Below are 16,534 nucleotides of genomic sequence, written 5' to 3'. Positions count from 1 at the left end.
CGTCGGCGATGCCGACGATCGACTACGGCGCCATCGCGCCCGTCCTGATCGTCCTCGGCGGGGCGTGCGTCTCGGTGCTGCTCGAGGCCCTGCTCCCGTGGCGCGTGCGCGGCCGGGTACAGCTCGGGTTCACCCTGCTCGTGGTCGTGGCGGGTCTGCTGGCCGTCATCGTCCGGTCGACGTCCGGCGCGCCGGCGGTGACGACGCTCGCGGGCGCCCTGGCCGTCGACGGGCCGGCGCTCTTCCTGTGGGGCACGCTGCTCGCGCTGGCGATCCCGAGCGTGCTGCTGCTCGCCGACCGCTCCGTCGAGCCGGGCGGGGCGTTCGTCGCCGACCCGGTGGCGCTGGGCGAGGCCGAGGAGAAGGAGAAGGCCCGCGAGGCGCGCGTCGCGGTCGGCGCGCGCAGCGGGGGCGGCGGCCGGTCCCGGGCGCGCACCGGGGGCGGCGACGGCGCGGGTCGTGACGGCGCCGGTCGCGACGGCGGGCGCGGCCGCGCCCTGCGGGCCCGCGACACCGTCGAGGGCCACACCGAGATCCACCCGTTCGTCCTGTTCGCGCTCGGCGGCATGCTCGTCTTCTGCGCCGCGGACGACCTGCTGACGATGTTCATCGCCCTCGAGGTCCTCAGCCTGCCGCTGTACCTGCTCTGCGGCCTGGCCCGGCGCAAGCGGCTGATGAGCCAGGAGTCGGCGGTCAAGTACTTCCTGCTCGGCGCGTTCTCCTCGGCGTTCTTCCTCTACGGGCTCGCGCTGCTCTACGGCTACGCGGACTCGGTGAAGCTCGCGGACATCTCGCAGGCGGCCGCGGGCTCGCTGCGCCCGGACTCGCTGCTGTTCGGCGGCCTCGCGCTGCTCGTCGTCGGGCTGATGTTCAAGGCGTCGGTGGGCCCGTTCCACACCTGGACCCCGGACGTCTACCAGGGCGCGCCGACGTCGGTGACCGCGTTCATGGCGGCCTGCACCAAGGTGGCCGCGTTCGGCGCGATCCTGCGGGTGTTCACCGTCGCGTTCGGCTCGACGGTGTGGGAGTGGCGCGGCGTGCTGTGGGCCGTCGCGATCGCGTCGATGGTGATCGGCGCGGTGCTCGGGCTCACGCAGACCGACGTCAAGCGCATGATCGCGTACTCGTCGGTGGCGCACGCGGGCTTCCTGCTGCTCGGGGCGATGGCCATCACGCCGGCCGGTCTCTCGGCGACGCTGTTCTACCTGCTCGCCTACGGGTTCACGACCGTCGCGCTGTTCGGGCTCGTCTCGCTCGTGCGCGGCCCGGACGGGGAGGCGACGCACCTCTCGGCGTGGGCGGGGCTCGGGAAGCGCTCGCCGGTGGTCGCGGCCGCGGTGACGTTCCTCATGCTGGCGCTCGCCGGGATCCCGCTGACCAGCGGCTTCACCGCCAAGTTCGCGGTGTTCTCCGCGGCCCTGGCCGACGGCATGACGCCGCTGGTCATCGTGGCCCTGGTGGTCAGCGCGGTGGCGGCGTTCTTCTACCTGCGGCTCATCGTGCTCATGTACTTCTCGGAGCCCGCCGCCGACGGCCCGACCGTCAGCGTGCCTGGCCCCTTCACGACGGTGGCGATCACACTGGGGGTCGTGGTGACCCTGCTCCTCGGTGTCGTGCCGACCGCCGTCCTGGGATGGGCCGACGGCCTGTCCTTCTTAGGCTAGGGAACGTGTCCGCACCCGATCCCGCGCTGACCCAGGTCGCCGGCCTGCCCATCGCCGACCCCGACCTCGCCGCCGCGGTGAGCGACGGCCTCGACCGCGTCGAGGAACTGCTGCGCCGCGAGGTGCACAGCGACTACCGGTTCGTCACCGACACGTCGCTGCACCTCATCGAGGCCGGCGGCAAACGGTTCCGCCCGCTGCTGACGCTGCTCGCCGCCCAGCTCGCCGGCGGGACGTCGGAGGACGTGGTCGTCGCGGCGACGTCGGTGGAGCTCGTGCACCTGGCGACGCTGTACCACGACGACGTCATGGACGAGGCCGTGATGCGCCGGGGCGCCGACAGCGCCAACGCCCGCTGGGACAACTCGATCGCGATCCTCACCGGCGACTACCTGTTCGCCCACGCCTCGCGGCTCGTGTCGCAGCTGGGGCCCGAGGCGGTCCGGATCATCGCCGAGACGTTCGCCGAGCTCGTCACGGGCCAGATGCGGGAGACCCGCGGGGCCCGCGACGGCGAGGACCCGATCGACCACTACCTGGCGGTCGTGGCCGAGAAGACGGGCTCGCTGATCGCCACGTCGGGACGCTTCGGGGCGATGTTCGCGGGGGCCCCCGACGAGCACGTGACGGCGATGCGCCGGTTCGGGGAGATCATCGGGACCGCCTTCCAGGTCTCCGACGACATCATCGACATCGCCTCGCCGTCCGGTGACTCGGGCAAGACCCCGGGCACCGACCTGCGTGAGGGCGTCGCGACGCTCCCGGTGCTCTACGCGCTCGCCGGCGACGGCCCCGAGGTGCCCCGGCTGCGCGAGCTGGGCGTGGGGACCCGCGAGCTGGGCGACCCGGAGGTCGGCGAGGCGCTCGAGCTGCTGCGCGGCTCGCGGGGCCTCGACGAGGCGCGCGCGGCCCTCGACGCCCGCGCCGACGCCGCCCGCGCGGAGCTCGCGACGCTGCCCGACGGCCCCGCCCGCCGGGCCCTCGAGGCCCTCCTCGACTACACGATCGCCCGGACGGGGTGATGGCTCCGCCACGTGAGTGGAATGGGTCGTCATGACGACCCATTCCCCTCACGTGCGCGCAGCGCATCCACCGTGAAGATCAGCAGGGCGGCCCAGACCAGGCTCACCCCGATCCAGCGCGACACCGGCATCTCCTCGCCGGCGACGAAGACGCCGAAGAGGAACTGCAGGGTCGGGTTGATGTACTGCAGCACGCCCAGGGTGGCGAGCGACAGCCGCTTCGCGCCCGCGGCGAAGAGCAGCAGCGGGATCGCCGTGATCGGTCCCGCGGCCACCAGCAGCAGCGCGTGCCCGACGCCGTGGCCGGTGAACGTCCCGATCCCCATGACCTGGATGACGACGATGAACACGATCGCCAGCGGGCCCAGCAGGAAGCCCTCGGCGGTCAGCCCGGGGATCGGGTCGAGCGGCACCCGCTTCTTGACCAGCCCGTAGACCCCGAAGCTCACCGCCAGCACCAGCGTGATCCAGGGCAGCCGCCCGGTCCCGACGGTCAGCACGGTGACCGCGGCCGCCGCCAGCCCGATCGCCACCCACTGCGCCGGGCGCAGGCGCTCGTGGAGCACCAGCACGGCGAGCAGCACCGCCACCAGCGGCGTGCCGTAGTAGCCCAGCGCCGCGTCGACGACGTGGTCGTGGGTGGTGGCCCAGATGTAGGTGCCCCAGTTCATCCCGATGAGCACCGACCCGGCCGTGATCAGCAGCCAGGTGCGCCACGAGAGGCCCCGCAGGTCCGACCACCGGCGCGCGACCGTGATGACGGCCAGCATGCCGAGCAGCGTCCACGCCACCCGGTGGGCGACGGACTCGACGGCGTCCGCGGGCGCCAGCAGCGGCCAGAACGCCGGCGAGACGCCCCACAGGACGTAGGCGGTGACCGCGGCCGCGTAGCCGCGACCGACGCCCCCGCCCCGCCGATCCGCGTCGACCGTCTCCAGGGACGGGTCGACGGTGGCCACCTCTGCACTTCACCACGGAGTGGGCGGCCGTGCGGGATGACTCACGCCGCAGGCGCGACCAGCCGGAATGCCGAGCCCGAGCTGCCCTGGCTCCACGCGCCGGGCAGCGCGGCGGCGAGCGCGTGCTGGGCGCGCCACCCGGTGCAGTGGCCCGGGACGACGAGCGCCGGGTCGAGCTCGGTCAGCGCCGTCACCGTCGGGCCGATCACCGGCTCGAACCAGGGCCCGCCCAGGTGCAGCCCGCCGAGCAGCGCGTGCAGGCGCGGCACCCCCGTGAGGCGCCGGGCGTGGCGGACGATGTTGACGGCGCCGGCGTGCCCGCAGCCGGTGAGGACCACGAGCCCGCGGCCGCGGAGGTGGACGACGAGCGCCTGGTCGTCGACGACGAGGGGGTCGTGCTCCCACGCCGTGCCGGTCCAGGCCTGGTGCGCCGGGGGCATGCCCCGCTCGAACTCGGTGGTCCGGTCGACCTCGCCGGTCAGCAGCACCGATCCGTCGACCAGGAGGCTCGGCTCGCGCCGCTCGAGCAGCGCGAACCCCTCGCCGTCCAGGGCGCGCGGGCTGAGGGTCGGCAGCTCGTCGGGCTCGCGGCCGGGCACGGAGAGGCGGCGGCGCGTCCAGGCGCGCGGGTGCACGACCATCGGCATCCGCGCCGGCCCGAGCCGCCGGGCCAGACCGGCGAGCCCGCCCGCGTGGTCGAAGTGCCCGTGGCTGAGGACGACGCCCTGGATCGCGGTGAGGTCGACGCCCAGCCGGTCGGCGTTGACGACCAGCGCGTCCGGGGACAGGCCGGTGTCGAACAGCAGCGTCGTCGTCGTGGGGCCACGCCGGACCGTCACCAGCGCCGCGAACCCGTGCTCGGCGACCAGACCGACCGCGGTCCGGCCGCCCTCGAACTGCGGCGCATCGGCGCTCCCGACGGTGAAACCGGGCCGCCGCGCGCGCTCGTCACCGACCAGGAGCGCGTCGTAGACGTTGTCGACGAGCGTGGTCACCTCGACCTCGTCGACGGGCTCCAGCGCGATCGGGTCCACGGCCTCGCCGAGGGCCTGCCGGGGCACCGCCTGCGCGGCCCCCGCGACCGATCCGTCGTCGCACACCTACGCCTCCTCCACCCGTCCGTCGCCGCATGGTGCGGCGACGGCGGGCGGAGGGGAAGGGGCCTACTGCTCGTTCTCGGGCTCCGGCAGGACCGCCCAGGTGTCCTTGCCGGAGAGCAGGGCCTGGAGGTTGTCACCCCGCTGCTGGGCCTGCTCGGTGGCCGCCGTGACCTGGCCCCGCGCGCCGTCGTCGTAGGTCGGGCGGTCGACCTTGCGGAAGATGCCCGTGACGGTGTGCGTGAGGTCCTGGTCGGACAGGCGCGAGAGCGCGAAGGACTGCGTCGGGTCCTCCTCGCCGGCGCGGTGGGTGACCACGGCGTCCTCGCCCACGTCGGCGATGCGGGCGACCTCGAGGCCGCCGGACGCCGAGCGGACGACGCCGTACTCGCCCTCGTTGCCGAAGCGGATCGGCTCGCCGTCGACGAGCGGGATCAGCCGCTCGGCCACCTCGTCGCCCTTGCGCAGGACGTCGAACGACCCGTCGTTGAAGATCGGGCAGTCCTGGAAGATCTCGACGAGCGAGGCCCCGCGGTGCGCGGCGGCCTGGCGCAGGACCTCGGTGAGGCCCTTGCGGTCGGAGTCGAGCGCGCGGCCCACGAACGTCGCCTCGGCACCCAGGGCCAGCGACACCGGGTTGAACGGGGCGTCCACCGAGCCCATCGGCGTGGACTTGGTGACCTTGCCGACCTCGGAGGTCGGCGAGTACTGGCCCTTGGTCAGCCCGTAGATCCTGTTGTTGAACAGCAGGATCGTGATGTTCATGTTGCGGCGCAGCGCGTGGATCAGGTGGTTGCCCCCGATCGACAGTGCGTCGCCGTCACCGGTGACGACCCAGACCGACAGGTCCGGGCGCGTGACCGCCAGGCCCGTCGCGATCGTCGGCGCGCGCCCGTGGATCGAGTGCATGCCGTAGGTGTCGAGGTAGTACGGGAAGCGCGACGAGCACCCGATGCCCGAGACGAACACGATGTTCTCGCGCTTGAGCCCCAGCTCCGGCAGGAACGAGCGCACGGACGCGAGCACGGCGTAGTCGCCGCAGCCCGGGCACCAGCGGACCTCCTGGTCGGAGGTGTAGTCCTTGGCCTTCTGCGTCTCGTCGGTGGTGGGGACGAGGTCGAGACCCCCACCGAACGACGGCTGACCCAGCTCCACGGCGGTCATGCGGGCAGGTCCCCCTTCACGGCGTCGGTGAGGACGCCGGCGAGCTCCTCGGCCTGGAACGGCAGGCCGGCGACCTTGGTGTACGAGTGCGCGTCGACCAGGAACTTCGCGCGCAGCAGCATCGAGAGCTGCCCGAGGTTCATCTCCGGCACGACCACCCGGCGGTACGAGCGCAGCACGTCGCCGAGGTTGGACGGCATCGGGTTGAGGTGGCGCAGGTGGGCCTGGGCCACCGACATCCCCGCGGCGCGGACCCGGCGGCAGGCGGCACCGATCGGGCCGAACGACGAGCCCCAGCCGATGACGAGCACGTCGGCGTCGCCGTCGGGGTCGTCGACGGTGAGGTCGGGGACCTCGATGCCCTCGATCTTGGCCTGGCGCAGCCGGACCATGCGGTCGTGGTTGTCCGGGTCGTAGGAGATCGTCCCGCGGCCGTCGGCCTTCTCCAGGCCGCCGATGCGGTGCTCGAGCCCCGCCGTGCCCGGGATCGCCCACGGGCGGGCCAGGGTGTCGGCGTCGCGCAGGTAGGGCCAGAACTCCCCGGACCCGTCGGGCGCGTTCGGCTCGGTGGCGAACGTCGTCGTCAGGTCGGGCAGATCGGCCACGTCGGGGATGGCCCACGGCTCGGAGCCGTTGGCGATCGCGCCGTCGGAGAGCAGGAACACCGGGGTGCGGTAGGTCAGCGCCATCCGCACGGCGTCCAGGGCGGCGTCGAAGCAGTCGGCGGGGGACTGCGGCGCGATGATCGGCACCGGGGCCTCGCCGTTGCGCCCGTACATGGCCTGCAGCAGGTCGGCCTGCTCGGTCTTGGTCGGCAGGCCGGTCGACGGGCCGCCGCGCTGGACGTCGAGGATCAGCAGCGGCAGCTCGAGGGCCACCGCGAGACCGATCGTCTCCGACTTCAGCGCGACACCCGGGCCGGACGTCGACGTGACGCCCAGGGCGCCGCCGAACGACGCGCCGAGCGCGGCGCCGATGCCCGCGATCTCGTCCTCGGCCTGGAACGTCGTGACGCCCATGCCCTTGTGCTTCGAGAGCTCGTGCAGGACGTCGGACGCCGGGGTGATCGGGTAGGTCCCGAGGAACACCGGCAGCTTCGACTGCTGCCCCGCGGCGACGACGCCGTAGGCCAGCGCGAGGTTGCCGGTGATCTGGCGGTAGGTGCCCTCGGCGAGACGCGCGGGCGCGACCTCGTAGGTGACCGCGAAGCTCTCGGTGGTCTCGCCGTAGTTCCAGCCGGCGCGGAAGGCGAGGATGTTCGCCTCGGCCAGCTCGGGCTTCTTGGCGAACTTCTCGCGCAGGAACTGCTCGGTGCCCTCGGTGCCGCGGTGGTACATCCATGAGAGCAGGCCGAGCGCGAACATGTTCTTCGCGCGCTCGGCGTCCTTCTTGCTCATCCCGGTCGGCTCGAGCGCCCCGCGGGTCAGCGTCGCCATGGCGACGTGGTGCGTGGTGTAGGGCTCGAGCGAGTCGTCCTCGAGGGGGTTGGACTCGTAGCCGACCTTCGCGAGGTTGCGCTTGGTGAACTCGTCGGTGTTGACGATGAGCATCCCGCCGTGCGGGAGGTCCTTGATGTTCGCCTTGAGCGCGGCCGGGTTCATCGCCACCAGCACGTCGGGGCGGTCGCCCGGCGTGAGGATGTCGTAGTCCGCGAAGTGGAGCTGGAAGCTCGACACCCCGGGAAGCGTCCCGGCAGGGGCGCGGATCTCGGCGGGGAAGTTGGGCAGTGTGGCGAGGTCGTTCCCGAATGCCGCGGCCTCGGAGGTGAACCGGTCACCGGTCAGCTGCATGCCGTCCCCGGAGTCGCCCGCGAAGCGGATGACGACCCGATGGGTCTGGCGCACCTCCCGACTCGGCGGCCCGACGGCGGTGTCAGTGCTCATCGAGCTCTTCCGTCCCTTCGCACTCCTCGTGGGTACGTCCGCTCAGGAAGCGGACTACCCAGGCTAACCTCACCGCTCCGTGACCTGTCGGCGGCTGGTCGTGGGTCACAGCCTGGACCGAAAAAGGACGATCGTGCACGGCCGGTGTTCCGTGTCGCGGGACCGCGCTACTTCTTCCCGGTCGCGGCCCGCACGCGGGCGAGGCCCTCGCGGAACCCCTCCGAGCGCAGCGACTCGAGCTGCGGCCCGACCTCGACGGCGACGGCGTCGCGGTGCCGGTCGAGCTGCGCGGTCGCCCGCAGCGTCGCCTTGGTGGCGACGACGAGCTCGCGCGGCGCGGCCGCCGCGACCGACGCCATGCGCAGGGCCTCGGCGACCGCCGCCGATCGCCCATCGCTGCCCTCGCCCGTGGCCACCCGCAGCACCAGGCCCAGCTCGGCGGCCCGCGCGGCGTCGAGACCCTCGCCGCCGAGCAGCATCGCCGTCGTCGTCTGCGGGCCGAGGAGCCGCTGCGCCATCCAGGTCATGCCGCCGCCGGGGTGCACGCCGAGGCGCAGGAAGCCCGGCTCGAAGCGGGCGGTGTCGCCGGCGATGCGCACGTCGGCGGCGAGCGCGAGGTTGAGCCCGGCGCCGACCGCGGGCCCGTCGACGGCCGCGAACGTCGGCAGCGGGCACTCGGCGAGGGCCAGGAAGCCGGCGTAGATGTGCTCGAGCGCGTCCGGGCCCGCCTCGCCCGCGGCCGCGAGCTCGTCGAGGTCGCCGCCCGCGCAGAAGGCCGGCTTCGGGTCGTCGTCGCCGGTGACGACGACGGCGCGCACCGCCTCGTCGGCGGCGACCTCGCCGAGCACGGCGACGAGGCGCTCGGAGAGGGCGCCGGTCATCGCGTTGCGCCGCCGGGGGTCGGAGACCGTGAGCAGGGCGACACCGTCGAGGCGCTCGACGCGGACATCCGGGTCAGACATGGCCACCAGCATGCCGTCCACGTGACGCGGCTCGCGGCCCGGGAGTCGTTGCCATGGGTAACGTCTGGCGCGTGCCGATCTCGATCGAGCCGCCGGCGGACGCCGAGCCGCCGCAGCGCAACCCCAAGGCGCCCGCCCCGGGCGAGCGCACCACCTCGCACTTCGAGGGATGCCGTGGCTGCGGCGACGTGCCGGGCAGCCTGCGCATCCGGTCGTGGGTCGGGGACGACGGGATCTCCGTGGTCAGCCGCTTCGACGTCCTCGACGAGCACCAGGGCGCGCCGGGCCTGCTGCACGGCGGGATGCTCATGACGGCGTTCGACGACGCCCTCGGCACCGCCTACACGCAGGTCTCGCGCTCCGCGGTGACGGCGCGCCTGGAGACCGACTTCCGCCGCCCGGTCCCCGTCGGCACCGCACTGTGGCTGCGCTCGCGTGTCGACGCCGTCGTCGGCCGCAAGATCTACGTCTCGGGCGACGCCCGCCTCGGCGATCTCGACGGCGAGGTCGCCGGCACCGCACGTGCCCTCTTCCTCAAGGTCGGCGTCGAGCACTTCCTGCGCCACGGGCGTCCCGAGGACCTCGAGGCGCTCGGGGCCTCCCGCGAGGTGATCGAGGCCGCGCGCGCCGCACACTGAGCGCGGGAACGGGCATCCTCCTGCCATCGTTGTCCCTGGTGGAGCACGTACGAGGGAGGAGCAGGGTGCGCAACGGACTGAAGACGGCCGCGCTGCTCGGGCTGATGAGCGCGATCGTGCTGATCATCGGCTCGCTCTTCGGCCGCACCGGGCTGCTGATCGCGCTGGTGGTCGCGCTGGGCGTCAACGGCTACTCCTACTTCTTCTCCGACCGCCTCGCGCTGCGCGCGATGCACGCCCGCCCGGTCGGCGAGGCCGAGCAGCCGGTGATGTACCGGATCGTCCGCGAGCTCGCGACCGACGCGCACCAGCCCATGCCCCGGCTCTACGTCAGCCCCACCGACGCGCCCAACGCCTTCGCGACCGGGCGCAACCCGCGCAACGCCGCGGTCTGCGCCACCACCGGCATCCTCGCGCTGCTCGACGAGCGCGAGCTGCGCGGCGTGCTGGGCCACGAGCTCTCGCACGTCTACAACCGCGACATCCTCATCTCCTCGGTCGCCGGCGCGCTCGCGAGCGTCGTGTCGTACCTCGTGCTCGCCGCGCAGCTCTTCGGCGGCAGCCGCAACTTCCTCGCGACCCTCGCCGTCGCGATCATCGGGCCGTTCGCGGCCGCGATCATCCAGATGTCGATCAGCCGGTCCCGCGAGTACCAGGCCGACGCCAGCGGCGCGACGCTCACGCACGACCCGCTGGCCCTGGCCTCGGCGCTGCGCAAGCTGCAGTACGGCACGGCCGTCGCGCCCCTGCCGCCCGACCCGCAGCTGGTCAGCCAGTCGCACCTGATGATCGCGAACCCGTTCCGCGCGGGCGAGGGCCTCTCGCGGATGTTCTCGACGCACCCGCCGCTCGAGGACCGCATCGCCCGCCTCGAGGCCATGGCCCGCCACGGCTCTTGACGCCTCCGGCGCCCCGCGATCAGATACCGGCAGCGTCGCGTCCGGGCCGGTGTCAGACCGGCGGATGGAGGCGCCGGAGCCCTGGAGTGACACACCCCATGGCCGTTCGTATCGATCACCTCGCGCTCGCCGCCCACGACGCGCACGAGTCCGCCCAGTTCCTCGCCGACGTCCTCGGCCTGCCCGACCCCCACCCCTGGGGGTCGTTCATCGCCGTCGACGTCGACGACACCTTCACCATCGACTACGCCGTCCCGCCGTTCGAGTTCCCGGGCCAGCACGTCGCGTTCCTCGTCGGCGAGGACGAGTTCGACGTGGTCCTGGCGACGCTGCAGCACCGCGGCATCACGTACTGGGCCGATCCCCAGCAGCGCTGGGTCGGGCAGTACAACACGAACGACGGTGGCCGCGGCCTGTACTTCGACGACCCCGGCGGGCACCACTTCGAAGTGATCACCCGCCGGTACGGGTCCGGTGGGTGAGGTCCGGCGCGCCGGGCCCGACGACGCGGCGACCGTGGCGACCCTGCTCGACGACTTCAACACCGAGTTCGACACCCCGACGCCCGGGGTCGCGGTCCTGACGGCGCGTCTCACGGAGCGGCTCCGGGGCGACGACCTCGTCGCCCTCCTCCACGACTCGCCCGATCGGCCGGCCGACGGTCTGGCCGTCGTCTCGTTCCGCCCCAACGTCTGGTTCGACGGCCCCGTCGCGCTGCTCGACGAGCTCTACGTGCGCCCGGACCGTCGCGGGCGGCGGATCGGGCACGCGATCATCACCGCCGTCGAGGCCCTGGCCGCCGGGCGCGGCGGGCGGATCGTCGAGATCAACGTCGACGGCGAGGACGTCGACGCCCGCCGCTTCTACGCCGCGCACGGCTACGCGTTCATCGAGCCCGGGGCGACCGAACCGAGCTACTACTACGCCAAGGAGTGGTGACGACCCCGGGACGGACCAGGGGTTCTCCCCGAGGTGCCGGGCCGGCGCGGGCGCGACGGTGGTCCGCATGACGATCGCCGCGCGCCAGACGGAGCGGGTCACCCGCGTGTTCCTCCTCGCCGACCAGGAGGCGGCCCGGGGTGCCGACGCCCGCGTCCGGACCGTCCACCTCCTGGTCGGCCTCGCCCGGGAGGAGCGTGACCGCGGCGGGGGCGTCCTCGACGCGCTCGACCTCGACGGCGTGCGTGCCGAGGCCGCGATCCGCTACCGCCGGGGCGACCGGCGACACGGGCGCCGCCCCTACACCCCGGGGGCGGTCGCCGCGCTCGACGCCGCGGTCCGCGTCGCCGACGAGTCCGCCGACCCGACCCTCGGCGTGCGCCACCTCCTCGTCGCCGTCCTCGCCGACGACGCCGAGGACGCGTCGCAGGTCCTGCACGCCCTCGACGTCGACGTCGACCGGCTGCGCGCCGAGGCCCGGCGCGAGCTCGCCGCCGACACCAGCCCGCGCCCCTACGCCGCCGCGGCGCTCGTCATGCCCCAGCTCGACCGGATCCTCGACGCGCTCGGGCGCATCGACCGGCGCCTCGTCACGCTGGAGACCCGCGAGGCGTGAGGCCGTCGGGGATCGCGGCGATGGCCTCCCGCGTCTCGGTGGGGTCCAGGTAGTCGTCGGTGTGCTCGAACTCGGCGAGCCGTCCGCTCGCCCCGGTCAGGAAGCCGAGGCGGACGGTGCTCGGGCCCTCGACGGCGCCCAGCGCCCACGCCGCGGCGACCCGGGCGATCGCGGCGGGCGCCCGCATCGCCCAGAGGTGGTAGGCCCGCGTCACCCCGGCGGCGGGGACTCCGCTGAGGTCCACGCCGAACGGCTTGGCGACGGCCTCGGCGCCCCCGAGGTCGACGACCATGCCGAGGTCGCGGTGGCGGTACTCGCGCGTCGGCTGCCCGGTCAGGCTCGCGGCGACGTTGGCCGCGGTGGTGCGCGCCTGGCGCGAGGCGTGCTGGGCGGTCGGGGCGCAGACGGCGCCGCCGCCCGTGGCGAGGTCGGGCACGGCCGCGGCGTCCCCGAGCGCCAGCACCTCCGGGTGCCCCGGCACCGCCAGGTCCGCCCCGACGACCAGCCGGCCGTGGTCGGTGGCCGCGTCGAGCCTGCCCATCAGCGGGCTGGGCGAGCCCCCCGCGGTCCAGATCAGCGTCTTGGTCGGGAGCTCGCGCCCGTCCGAGAGCGTCGCCGTCTCGTCGTCGACGGCGGTGACGCCCACCCCGAGGTCCACGTGGATGCCGCGGGACTCGAGCACGCGCCGGGTGTCCTCGCCGAGCCGGTCGCCGAGGCCGGGCATGAGCCCGTCGTGGTGCTGCACGACGTGCCACTGGACGAGCGCCGGGTCGATGCGGGGGAAGCGCCGGGCCACCACGGAGGTCGTCAGCTGCAGGTTGGCCGCGGTCTCGACGCCCGCGTAGCCCCCGCCGACGACGACGAAGCGGCAGCGCCGGGCCCGTTCGTCGGGGTCGTGCGAGGTGTTCGCGACCTCCAGCTGGGCCAGCACGTGGTCACGCAGGAACGCGGCCTCGGCGAGGGTCTTGCAGCCGCGGCCGTACTCGCGCAGGCCGGGGATGTCCATGACCTTGGTGACGCTGCCCGGCGCCAGGACCAGCCGGTCGTAGGGCACGACCTCGGGGTTGCCGGTGATGCTGCGGACGAGCACCCGCCGCGCGGCGAGGTCGACGCCCGTCGCGCGCCCGGGCACGAGCACGGTGCGCCGCAGCCGTCGTGACAGCGACACGACCGCGGCCGCCGCCGGCAGGAAGCCGGCGGCCACCTGCGGCAGGAGCGGCAGGTAGAGCATGTAGTCGTCGGGGCACACGAGCCGGATGGCCGCGTCGGGCGCGAGCTTCTCCAGCCGCCGCGCCACGTCCGACCCCGCGAAGCCGCCACCCACGACGACGATCCGCTCGCTCATGGGCTCTGCCTACCCCACGCGGCGCCGGTGCGGCGTGGGTGTCACGCGGGCGAGTCCGGGACGACCCCGCGTTCGAGGTCGGGAGCGGGGACCGGGGCCTTCTCCGGTGCGGGGACGGGGCGGGGCGCGCCGTGCTGGCCCACGGTGCCGGTGACCACCTCCGTGCTGGGGAGGTCCGGAGGTGGGTCGACGTGCCCGGCGCCGAACGGGAGCGCCACGAGCAGCGCCGCGACCGCGAGCCACGACCGGGAGGAGGGCATGACCCGAGCGTGCTCGACGGTCGGCGCCGTGGACTCCGGGAGGACCCTGAGCCCGACCCTGGGGTTCGGGCGCATCCCCGCGAGGACGTGCCGGGACCCGCGCGGTTGTCCCGGACGTCCGGATCGACCCCGGACGAGTGGTTCCCGCGCTCGGCCCTAACGACCGCGGGCCCCGCGGCGACGGTGGTGCTGAGCGCGACGTCGCGCTCCACCACACCACCTCGGGAGACCCTCCGTGCCTGCTCACCGCGCCGCCCGCCGGACCCGCCGCACCCGCGCCGCCGCCCTCGGGACCTTGACGCTGCTCGGTGTGTTCGGCCCCGGCGCGGGGATGGCGCTGGCCGCCGGTCCCGGCGACAAGAACTGCGACGACTTCACGTACCAGGAGGACGCCCAGGACTTCTTCGACACCACCACGGGGGACCCGCACGATCTCGACCGTGACGGGGACGGGGTTGCCTGCCAGCGCCTGCCGCACCGGCCCGTGAGCGAGGACCTCGGCCTCACCGACGACTCGACGTCCTCCTCGGGTTCCGGATCCTCGCACGCCACGCCCGTGAGGTCGGAGTCGTCGTCGACCGGCTCCTCCACCCGCACCGCACCGTCGCAGGACCGCGACTGCGCCGACTTCTCCTCGCAGGCCGAGGCGCAGGCCGTCCTCGACGACGACCCGAGCGACCCCGAGCGCCTCGACGCCGACGACGACGGCGTCGCCTGCGAGTCGTTCGGCTACGCCGACGACAGCGACGACGATGCCAGCGACGACGACGCCGCCGCGGTGCGCCCCGCCGCCGTCACCGAGACCGCGCACACCGGGAACGCCTACCCGGTCGGCGGCGTCGAGGCCGGCGACGGCTCCGCCCCGGCCGACGGCGCCGACGCGCTCTCCTACGCCCTCCTGGGCTCGGCCGCGGTCGCCGGTGCCGTCGTCGTCCGCCACGCCCGTCCCGGGCGTCACCGCCGGGTCTGAAGACCCGGAGCCTGGATCACGGCTCCCGGCTCGCGTACAGGTACGCCGGCACCGTGGTACCGCGACCGGTGTCGTGCATCGTGGTGCCGAGCCGGTGCCAGCCGAGGCGTTCGTAGATCGCGACGGCGGTGGTGTCCTTGGTCATCACGTCGCCGACGATGTCCAGCGCATGGTGGGTGGCCCAGTCGGTGAGGGTGCGGGCGAGCCTCGTGCCCAGGCGCCGGCCGCGACCCGCGGGCGCGACGAACAGGCGCGCACCGACGACGGTGGTGGCGATGTCCCCGCCGTGCTGCACCCAGGCGTCCACGGCGGCGATCTCGGGCTGGGCGGTCATGGCCAGGGCGTGCCCGACCACGGCCTCGTCGACCGTCGCGACCCACGCGTGCAGCGTGCCGCGCGGGGTGAGCCAGGCGTGCGGGTCGGCGACGCCCTCGACGGGATAGCCGTCGACCCGGTGGACCTCGACCAGCGCCGCGGCGAGGGCGTCGAGGTCCCCCGGTCGGCGGTCACGCACGGCCACGGACGCCGTCAGCGGTAGTTCGTGAACTGCAGCGCGATCTCGAAGTCGCGCTCCTTGAGCAGGGAGATGACGGCCTGGAGGTCGTCCTTCTTCTTGCCGGTGACGCGGAGCTGGTCGTCCTGCATCTGGGCCTGGATGCCCTTGGGGCCCTCGTCCCGGATGACCTTGGAGATCTCCTTGCCCTTGTCCTTGCTGATGCCCTGCACGAGCGAGCCGGTGACCTTGTAGGTCTTGCCCGAGATCGCGGGCTCGCCGACGTCGAACGCCTTCAGCGAGATGCCGCGCTTGATCAGCTTCTCCTTGAAGACGTCGATGGCCGCGGTGCAGCGCTCCTCGGTCTCGGCGCTGATCGTGATGGCCTCCTCGCCCGCCCAGGTCACGTCGGCGCCCGTGCCGCGGAAGTCGAACCGCTGCGTGAGCTCCTTGCTCGCCTGGTTGAGCGCGTTGTCGACCTCCTGCCGGTCGACCTTGCTCACGACGTCGAACGAGGGGTTCGCCATGATCGTCCTTCCTGACGGGTCGGCTGACGCTCGTCGGGCCCCGCCTGCACGGACGCGGAGCCCCGGTCTGTAGTCTCTCCGACGTCATCCTGCGGGACGGCACACCCTGGCGGGTTGCCCGAGCGGCCAATGGGAGCGGACTGTAAATCCGTCGCGAAAGCTTCGAAGGTTCGAATCCTTCACCCGCCACACCAGGCCCGTTCTCCACCGAGGACGGGTCTTTTCCATGATCGGGCCGCGCCGGCGCGGCGCCGCAGGCTAGAAGTCGCCGTCGAAGGTCTCGGCAGGCTCCATGCCGGTCAGGATCGACCCGGCCCACGCGCCGAACATCAGCGCGTGGAGCTCCGTCTGCTCGAAGGCGTGGGTCGCCGCCGCGTAGAGGTTGACGGCCCCGAGGGCGTGCTGCTCCGCCTGCAGGCCGACGCGGTCGGCGTTCCAGGGCACCGAGATCGACAGCGCGGAGCGCACCCCGAGCTCCTCGGCGACCCGCGCCAGGCGTGGCCACCGCGAGGCCTCACCCCCGGCCAGGAGGTCGTCGACGCGGACGACGGCCGCCAGGTCCAGCTCGAGGGCCTCCACGCACGGGCCCTCCCCGAACCGGAACGCGGCGCTGTCCATCTCCGCCGCGACGCCGGTGGAGGCCGCCGTGCGGCGGGGGCGCCCGCCGTCCCCGAGCTGGTCGACGGTGGTGAGGCTGATCGACCGGCAGTCGCCGAACAGGAGGCGGGCCGAGTCGAGGACGAGGTCGAGGAGCTCGTCGTACTGCTGCCCCCCGCCGACGGAGGCCAGGCCGTGGACCCGGGGCCACCTGTTCACGACGTCCCCGGCGCGCCGGCGGGCGCGCAGCCGGACGGCGTGGGCGAAGCGGTCGTGATCACGGGCGAGTCCGTGGGCGCGGCCGATCAGACGCCGCGAGCCCTCCAGCCGGGTCTGGATGCGGGCGCGCAGGAGCTGCACCGTGCGGTCCCGCTCGTCACCCACCCCAGGAGCCTAGGTGCCGTCCTAATGGGGCTACACCGGCGTGGTCGTGGTCCAGACTCCGGTGTCCGAGCCGCCGGCCGGTGAGCACTGTCCGAACCGGATCCCAGATGGTTGA

At 73.7% G+C, this 16,534-nt stretch carries 18 protein-coding genes and 1 tRNA gene; 9 read left to right on the top strand and 10 right to left on the bottom strand.

The window, feature by feature from the left end; translation table 11 throughout:
* The first annotated feature begins 8 nt into the window (after positions 1–8).
* Positions 9–1,664, top strand: coding sequence for an NADH-quinone oxidoreductase subunit NuoN (gene nuoN, locus EV188_RS30005; protein ID WP_424922966.1), 1,656 nt, complete (start codon positions 9–11; stop codon positions 1,662–1,664).
* Complete coding sequence (locus EV188_RS30000; protein ID WP_133830018.1) at positions 1,634–2,686, top strand: polyprenyl synthetase family protein; 1,053 nt, start codon at positions 1,634–1,636, stop codon at positions 2,684–2,686. The genes nuoN and EV188_RS30000 overlap by 31 nt, the downstream gene beginning before the upstream one ends.
* Before the next feature lie 29 nt (positions 2,687–2,715).
* On the opposite strand, the gene rarD is transcribed toward EV188_RS30000, so the two are convergent.
* From rarD to EV188_RS29975, 5 genes are all read right to left on the bottom strand, one after another.
* Complete coding sequence (gene rarD, locus EV188_RS29995; RefSeq protein WP_243742100.1) at positions 2,716–3,645, bottom strand: EamA family transporter RarD; 930 nt, start codon at positions 3,643–3,645, stop codon at positions 2,716–2,718.
* A gap of 41 nt (positions 3,646–3,686) precedes the next feature.
* A complete protein-coding gene (locus EV188_RS29990; RefSeq protein WP_133830017.1) occupies positions 3,687–4,745 on the bottom strand; it encodes an MBL fold metallo-hydrolase in 1,059 nt (352 codons plus the stop codon).
* Positions 4,746–4,808: 63 nt separating this feature from the next.
* On the bottom strand, positions 4,809–5,906 hold the full coding sequence (locus EV188_RS29985) for a 2-oxoacid:ferredoxin oxidoreductase subunit beta (RefSeq protein WP_133830016.1): 1,098 nt from the start codon (positions 5,904–5,906) through the stop codon (positions 4,809–4,811).
* Entirely contained in the window at positions 5,903–7,789 is a 1,887-nt protein-coding gene (locus EV188_RS29980) for a 2-oxoacid:acceptor oxidoreductase subunit alpha (protein WP_133830015.1), read from the bottom strand. Before EV188_RS29980 ends, EV188_RS29985 begins: the two co-directional genes overlap by 4 nt.
* A gap of 167 nt (positions 7,790–7,956) precedes the next feature.
* On the bottom strand, positions 7,957–8,751 hold the full coding sequence (locus EV188_RS29975; RefSeq protein WP_133830014.1) for an enoyl-CoA hydratase-related protein: 795 nt from the start codon (positions 8,749–8,751) through the stop codon (positions 7,957–7,959).
* A 71-nt stretch (positions 8,752–8,822) separates the two neighbouring features.
* Here EV188_RS29975 and EV188_RS29970 point away from each other — a divergent pair, with 71 nt between their 5' ends.
* From EV188_RS29970 to EV188_RS29950, 5 genes are all read left to right on the top strand, one after another.
* Positions 8,823–9,389 (top strand): PaaI family thioesterase, encoded by a 567-nt coding sequence (locus EV188_RS29970; protein ID WP_243742099.1) that lies wholly within the window; start codon positions 8,823–8,825, stop codon positions 9,387–9,389.
* A gap of 65 nt (positions 9,390–9,454) precedes the next feature.
* Entirely contained in the window at positions 9,455–10,288 is an 834-nt protein-coding gene (gene htpX / locus EV188_RS29965) for a zinc metalloprotease HtpX (protein WP_133830012.1), read from the top strand.
* Between the two features lie 98 nt (positions 10,289–10,386).
* Complete coding sequence (locus tag EV188_RS29960) at positions 10,387–10,770, top strand: VOC family protein (RefSeq protein ID WP_133830011.1); 384 nt, start codon at positions 10,387–10,389, stop codon at positions 10,768–10,770.
* Positions 10,763–11,227 (top strand): GNAT family N-acetyltransferase, encoded by a 465-nt coding sequence (locus EV188_RS29955; protein WP_133830010.1) that lies wholly within the window; start codon positions 10,763–10,765, stop codon positions 11,225–11,227. Before EV188_RS29960 ends, EV188_RS29955 begins: the two co-directional genes overlap by 8 nt.
* Positions 11,228–11,294: 67 nt before the next feature.
* Positions 11,295–11,843, top strand: coding sequence for a Clp protease N-terminal domain-containing protein (locus EV188_RS29950; RefSeq protein ID WP_133830009.1), 549 nt, complete (start codon positions 11,295–11,297; stop codon positions 11,841–11,843).
* On the opposite strand, the gene EV188_RS29945 is transcribed toward EV188_RS29950, so the two are convergent.
* Together EV188_RS29945 and EV188_RS29940 are read right to left on the bottom strand one after the other, a co-directional pair.
* Positions 11,818–13,188: an NAD(P)/FAD-dependent oxidoreductase gene (locus EV188_RS29945; protein WP_133830008.1), complete on the bottom strand. Its 1,371-nt coding sequence runs from the start codon at positions 13,186–13,188 to the stop codon at positions 11,818–11,820. The two genes, EV188_RS29950 and EV188_RS29945, sit on opposite strands and share 26 nt — an antisense overlap.
* 41 nt (positions 13,189–13,229) lie before the next feature.
* Positions 13,230–13,448, bottom strand: a complete 219-nt coding sequence (locus EV188_RS29940) for a hypothetical protein (protein WP_133830007.1) — start codon at positions 13,446–13,448, stop codon at positions 13,230–13,232.
* Positions 13,449–13,683: 235 nt separating this feature from the next.
* Between EV188_RS29940 and EV188_RS32850 the strand changes: the two genes are divergently transcribed.
* Positions 13,684–14,418 (top strand): excalibur calcium-binding domain-containing protein, encoded by a 735-nt coding sequence (locus EV188_RS32850; protein WP_243742098.1) that lies wholly within the window; start codon positions 13,684–13,686, stop codon positions 14,416–14,418.
* Positions 14,419–14,434: 16 nt separating this feature from the next.
* Here the strand turns inward: EV188_RS32850 and EV188_RS29925 are convergent, their stop codons facing one another.
* Together EV188_RS29925 and EV188_RS29920 are read right to left on the bottom strand one after the other, a co-directional pair.
* A complete protein-coding gene (locus EV188_RS29925; protein ID WP_243742097.1) occupies positions 14,435–14,938 on the bottom strand; it encodes a GNAT family N-acetyltransferase in 504 nt (167 codons plus the stop codon).
* Between the two features lie 8 nt (positions 14,939–14,946).
* Positions 14,947–15,438 carry a YajQ family cyclic di-GMP-binding protein gene (locus EV188_RS29920; protein WP_133830006.1) on the bottom strand — a complete coding sequence of 164 codons (492 nt, stop codon included), beginning with the start codon at positions 15,436–15,438 and terminating at the stop codon, positions 14,947–14,949.
* A gap of 108 nt (positions 15,439–15,546) precedes the next feature.
* Between EV188_RS29920 and EV188_RS29915 the strand changes: the two genes are divergently transcribed.
* A tRNA-Tyr gene (locus tag EV188_RS29915) sits at positions 15,547–15,627 on the top strand.
* Positions 15,628–15,696: 69 nt separating this feature from the next.
* Here the strand turns inward: EV188_RS29915 and EV188_RS29910 are convergent.
* A complete protein-coding gene (locus EV188_RS29910; RefSeq protein ID WP_133830005.1) occupies positions 15,697–16,419 on the bottom strand; it encodes a hypothetical protein in 723 nt (240 codons plus the stop codon).
* Positions 16,420–16,534 lie beyond the last annotated feature (115 nt).

The organism is Actinomycetospora succinea (assembly GCF_004363095.1).
Taxonomy (GTDB): Bacteria; Actinomycetota; Actinomycetes; order Mycobacteriales; family Pseudonocardiaceae; genus Actinomycetospora; species Actinomycetospora succinea.
This window is presented reverse-complemented; position numbering and strand designations above follow the sequence as displayed.